Genomic DNA, 5,109 nt, shown 5'->3' with positions numbered 1-5,109 from the left:
CCTGTGGGCTACCGGGCCGCCGATGTTTCTCGACGCTGGATCCCGGCCACGCCCGCGTGGCCGGGGCTGGCCCGAATCCAGCTGGGCGCACTTGGTGCGCCCAGCTGGATTCGAACCAGCGACCTGCAGCTTAGAAGGCTGCTGCTCTATCCGCCTGAGCTATGGGCGCGCGGGGAATAGTCTAGCGGGTCGGGATGGGGGTGGCCGGGGTCGCCTCCTGTCCTAGACTGGGGGGCTTCCAGGAGGCCCCATGCCGGAGACCCTCGATCCGATCCAGGAGGAGGTGCAGGACCACGCGGGGGACAGCCGGTTCAACGGCTTCATCGCCCTCTTCGTGGCGGTGGTGGCGACCTTCATGGCCCTGTGCAACGTGAAGGACGGCAACGTGGTCCAGGCCATGCAGCAGTCCCAGGCCAAGGCGGTGGACCAGTGGGCCTACTACCAGAGCAAGAGCACCAAGCAGCACATCGCCGAGAATGCCGTGGAGATGCTGAGGGTCCAGCTCGACATGAACCCGGAGCTGAGGCCGGAGGCCCGGGCGAAGGTCGAGGCCCGGATCGCCGCCCAGGGAGCGGCTGCTAAAAAGTACGAGCAGGAGAAGGAGCAGATCCGGGCGGAGGCGGAGCGGGCCGCCAAGGACTATGACGCGATGAATGTCCATGACGACCAGTTCGACCTGGCGGAGGCCTGCCTGAGCGTGGCGGTGGCCCTGGCCGGCGTCACGGCCCTCACGCGGAAGCGGTGGCTCTTCGCCGTGGCGGGCGTCTTCGCGGGCATCGGCTTCGTCTTCGGCCTGGCGGGCTTCCTCCACTGGAACCTGCACTCGGATCTGATGGCCAAGCTCCTGGGGTGACGAAGAAGGGGGGCCCGGAGGCCCCCCTTCCCATCGGCTCGGCCGCTGCTAGAAGTGGATCTGCAGCTGCACCATGGGCGCGGTGACGCGCTTGTTGGTGGCGGGGGCGGGACCCTCGTTGTTCGGGCCGCCGAACTTGTTGTTCCAGTACTCGAAGCCGGGGCCCACGTAGACCTTCTTCTTGGTGCCGAAGAGGGGGCTGATGTCGAAGAGCAGGGAGAGGTTGGCCAGGGTCTCGGGCTTGGTCTCGACGCCGAAGCCGTCCTTGCCCTTGGCGCCTTCGTAGTTGGCGTAGCCCTTGAACTCGCCGCCCACCTGGCCCACTTCGAAGGGGATGCCCCAGGCGGTCGTGACGTAGTAGGCGGTCTTGAAGTCCACGGACTTGCCCACGATGCCGTTGTAGTTCTGCTCGTGGCTGGCGAAGAGGCCCAGGTCCCAGAAGCCCCTGGGCACGGCGAAGTGGAAGGTGGGGCCGGCCACGAGGAAGCGCTTCTTGGAGGCGAAGGCGGTGTCCTTCGAGTTGAAGTCGAAGCCCGCGGTGAGGGAGATGTCCTTCACGGGGCCGAAGGCCAGGCTCTTCCCCGTGAGCTTGCCGAGGCTCAGGGAGCCGCGGTAGAGGACGTAGACCTCGTTGGCGCCGCTGTTGCCGCTGGCGGTGGGGTCGTTGCGGTCGGACATGAGCATGTCCGCATTGAAGAAGTTCGTGCCGTAGGCCCAGCCACTGACATGGCCGAGCTGGACGATGTTCTTCTTCACCGTGCCGTCGATGCCGGGTTCGCGGAACTGGGTGCCATAGCGGTAGCCGATGAAGGTGTCGCTCCAGTCCGCGGCGGACAGGGGCAGGGCGGCCGCCACGAGGAGGGCGAGGGCGAGCTTGGTCATGGAGTCTCCGTGAGTGAGGAAAGATTCACCACGGAGGCACCGAGACCACGGAGGAGACACGGAGGGGGACACTGAGGGGTTTCTCCGTGGTTTTTCTCTGTGTTCTCAGTGTCTCCGTGGTGGGGCTTTTAGGCGGACAGGAAGAGGAGCTTGAGGAGGAAGATGGCCGAGAGCACGAGGATGATCGGGTTGATCTCCTTGAAGCGCCCGGTGGCGGCCTTCAGCACGGTGTAGGCGATCATGCCGAGCGCGATGCCGTTCACGATGGAGAAGGTGAAGGGCATCACCACCACGGCCAGGTAGGCGGGGATGGCGTCGGTGACGTCGTCGAAGCGGATCTCCTTGATCTCCGACAGCATGAAGAAGCCGATCATCATGAGCGCCGGGGCCGTGGCCTGGAGCGGCACCATGAGGAAGAGGGGCGAGAGGAAGAGGGCGAGCGCAAGCCAGCCCGCCACCACCAGGGCCGTGAGGCCGGTCTTGCCGCCCTCGGCCACGCCAGAGGCGCTCTCGATGTAGGCGGTGATGGCCGTGGTGCCGAACATGGACGCGAAGGTGGTGCCCACGGCGTCGGCCATGAAGGCCTTGGAGGCGCCCGGGAACTTGCCCTCCTTGTCCAGCAGCTTGCCCTGGGCGCCGATGCCCATGAGCGTGCCGATGGTGTCGAACATGTCCACGAAGAGCAGGGTGAACAGGATGATGAAGATGTTGATCATGCCGCCCAGGGACTTCGTCCAGCTCCAGTCGTACTGGAACATCTTCGGCCAGCTGGGGAGCTGGAAGATGGTGCCCGTGGGCAGGTGGGTGAAGCCGCCACCGAAGGACACGGGCAGCAGGCCCGCCAGGGTGATGGCCAGGATGCCCAGGAGGATGGCGCCCTTCACGCGCTTGGCCACCAGCACGGCGATGAGGAAGAGGCCCACCATGGACCAGAAGGCCGGCGTGAGGTGGCCGTGGTCCCAGAACTTCGCGATGAAGAGGTTGTTGACGTCGTGCAGGCCGAAGATGGCCGCGGGGTCGTTCTTCAGGACGGGGAAGAGGGTGTCCGCGTCGAACTTGAGGCCCACCTGGGTGACGCCGGAATCCACGAAGCCGATGATGGCGATGAAGAGGCCGATGCCCACAGAGATGCCCTTCTTCAGCGAGAAGGGGATGGCGTCCATGAACGCCTCCCGCACCTTCATGGCGCTGAGGATGATGAAGACGAGGCCCTCGAGCAGGAGGGCCGTCAGGGCCACCTGGATGGTGTAGCCCATGCCGCCCTGGCCGGCGAGGGCGCAGACCGTGAAGGCGAAGAAGGCCGAGAGGCCGATACCCGAGGCGAAGGCGATGGGCAGGTTCGCGTAGAAGGCGCCGATGAGGGTCGAGAGGATGGCGCAGACCACGAAGGCCGTGAAGCCCTGGGCCGGCGCGATGCCCGCCACCTTGAGGAAGGCGTTCGGGATCAGCGAGATCACGTAGGCCATCGAGATGAAGGTGGTGGTGCCCGCGAGCACCTCCGTGGCCACCGTCGTGCCCTTGGCCTTCAGGTTGAAGAATCGTTCCATGCGCCCCCCGGGGAATGTGGTGGAAACTCAGTGCTGAGGATCGGTGTCGTTGCTGAGGCCCAGGTGGTCGAGGCCCCAGAAGAGCAGGCTGAGGACGATGGCCACCACCGTGCCCAGCGCCATGCCCTTGAGCTCCACGGTGCCCAGCTTCACGGCCGCGCCGCTGATGCCGCTGATGAGCACCACGGAGGTGAGGATCAGGTTGCGGGATTGGGTGTAGTCCACCTGCTTCTCGATGAGCATGCGGATGCCCGCGGCGGCGATGACGCCGAAGAGCAGAATGCAGACGCCGCCCATGACGGGCACGGGGATGCTCCGGATGAGGGCCGCCAGCTTGCCGGAGAAGGACACCAGGATGGCGATGCAGGCCGTGCCGCCGATGACCCACACGCTGTAGACCTTGGTGATGGCCATGACGCCGATGTTCTCGCCGTAGGTGGTGTTGGGCGTGGCGCCGACGAGGCCCGACAGCACGTTGGAGAGGCCGTCCCCCAGCAGGGAGCGGTGCAGGCCGGGCTCCTTCATGAGGTCCTTGCCCACGATGTTCCCGGTCACCACCAGGTGGCCCACGTGCTCCGCCAGCACCACCAGCGCCGCGGGCAGGATGATGAGGATGGCCTGGAGGTTGTAGGTGGGCGCGTAGAGGGTGGGCACCTGGAACCAGGGGGCCAGGCGCACGGACTGGAGGTCCACCACGCCGAGGCCCAGGGAGATCAGGTAGCCCGCGATGACGCCCAACAGCACGGGGATCACCGCCAGGAACCCGCGAAGCAGGATGGAGGCCAGGATGGTCACCGCCAGGGTGGACAGGGACACGATCAGGGCCAGGCGCAGGGGCATGCCCAGCACCGCGGGCCCGGCCGTGAGCCCGGCCATGTTGGTGGCCACCGGGGCCAACTCCAGGCCGATGATGGCGACGATGGCGCCCATGGCCGCCGGGGGGAAGATGATGTCGATCCACCGGGTGCCCGCGAACCGCACCACCTGGGAGAGCAGCATGAAGATGAGGCCGAAGACGATGAAGCCGCCCTGGGCGGCCGAGTAGCTGAGGCCCGAGGCCAGCACGGCGAAGACTGGCGAGAGGAACGCGAAGCTCGATCCGAGGTAGGCGGGGATGCGGCCCTTGGCCACCAGCAGGTAGATCAGGGTGCCCACGCCGTTCATCAGCAGGCAGGTGGCCGGGTTCACCTTGAAGAGGAAGGGCACCAGCACCGTGGCGCCGAACATGGCGAAGAGGTGCTGCAGGCTCAGGGGGACGGTCTGCAGCAGGGGCAGGCGTTCGTCGACGTCGATGGTGCGGCGCTGCATGGGGGCCTCGGCGGATGGGACCCTGTCACGGCGCACGGGGGTGCGCGGATTTCCGGATACCGGGGAGGGTCGGTACGGTCCGGAAGCACAGGGACCTCTCAATTCTTCCGCGCCCCGTGGCTTCTGAAAGTCACATTTTGTTTTTTACAAGTGGTCCGCGCGGGAGCGGGCTAGCTGTCGCGGCCAAGGACGTTGTTCAGCTTTTGAGCGGGGGCGAGACCGCCGAGGGCTGAGTGGGACCTGTGGTGATTGTAGTGGTGGAGCCAGGCTTTGAGGGCTTGGCTCCGCTGTTCTGAGGATTGGTAGGCCAGGCGGTAGGCCCACTCGCGAAGGGCTGTCTGGATGAACCGTTCGGCCTTGCCGTTGGTCTGAGGGCGGTAAGGCCGGGTGAAGCTGTGCCGGATGTCTTGGGCCTCGCAGACAGCTTGGACCAGCTTCGAGTGGTAGCACATGCCGTTGTCGGTGAGGATGCGCTGAACCCGGACGCCCTGGCTGGCGTAATGGGAAAGCGCCCTCTGG

The 5,109-nt window shown here is 66.1% G+C and carries 5 protein-coding genes and 1 tRNA gene; 1 reads left to right on the top strand and 5 read right to left on the bottom strand.

The features are described from left to right. Positions 1-92: 92 nt before the first annotated feature. A tRNA-Arg gene (locus tag G398_RS0110435) sits at positions 93-169 on the bottom strand. Between the two features lie 81 nt (positions 170-250). On the opposite strand from G398_RS0110435, the gene G398_RS0110430 reads away from it, so the two are divergent. Beyond that, positions 251-853, top strand: coding sequence for a DUF4337 domain-containing protein (locus G398_RS0110430; protein WP_026853546.1), 603 nt, complete (start codon positions 251-253; stop codon positions 851-853). 48 nt (positions 854-901) lie between these two features. Here G398_RS0110430 and G398_RS0110425 read toward each other — a convergent pair whose 3' ends face one another. The 4 genes from G398_RS0110425 to G398_RS0110410 form a co-directional block, all read right to left on the bottom strand. Then, positions 902-1,735: a hypothetical protein gene (locus tag G398_RS0110425; RefSeq protein ID WP_026853545.1), complete on the bottom strand. Its 834-nt coding sequence runs from the start codon at positions 1,733-1,735 to the stop codon at positions 902-904. Positions 1,736-1,863: 128 nt separating this feature from the next. Further along, a complete protein-coding gene (locus G398_RS0110420) occupies positions 1,864-3,282 on the bottom strand; it encodes an NCS2 family permease (RefSeq protein WP_026853544.1) in 1,419 nt (472 codons plus the stop codon). Between the two features lie 27 nt (positions 3,283-3,309). After that, positions 3,310-4,590 (bottom strand): uracil permease, encoded by a 1,281-nt coding sequence (gene uraA, locus G398_RS0110415; protein ID WP_026853543.1) that lies wholly within the window; start codon positions 4,588-4,590, stop codon positions 3,310-3,312. 170 nt (positions 4,591-4,760) lie between these two features. Next, on the bottom strand, positions 4,761-5,109 hold a 349-nt coding region (locus G398_RS0110410; RefSeq protein WP_026853542.1), incomplete at its 5' end, for an integrase core domain-containing protein.

The organism is Geothrix fermentans DSM 14018 (assembly GCF_000428885.1).
Classification (GTDB): Bacteria; Acidobacteriota; Holophagae; order Holophagales; family Holophagaceae; genus Geothrix; species Geothrix fermentans.
This window is presented reverse-complemented; position numbering and strand designations above follow the sequence as displayed.

What these genes read in the sequence shown, in the direction of transcription:
- uraA (WP_026853543.1), bottom strand. Translation starts at nt 4,590, where the DNA reads ATGCAGCGCCGCACCATCGACGTCGACGAACGCCTGCCCCTGCTGCAG.
- G398_RS0110430 (WP_026853546.1), top strand. Translation starts at nt 251, where the DNA reads ATGCCGGAGACCCTCGATCCGATCCAGGAGGAGGTGCAGGACCACGCG.
- G398_RS0110425 (WP_026853545.1), bottom strand. Translation starts at nt 1,735, where the DNA reads ATGACCAAGCTCGCCCTCGCCCTCCTCGTGGCGGCCGCCCTGCCCCTG.
- G398_RS0110420 (WP_026853544.1), bottom strand. Translation starts at nt 3,282, where the DNA reads ATGGAACGATTCTTCAACCTGAAGGCCAAGGGCACGACGGTGGCCACG.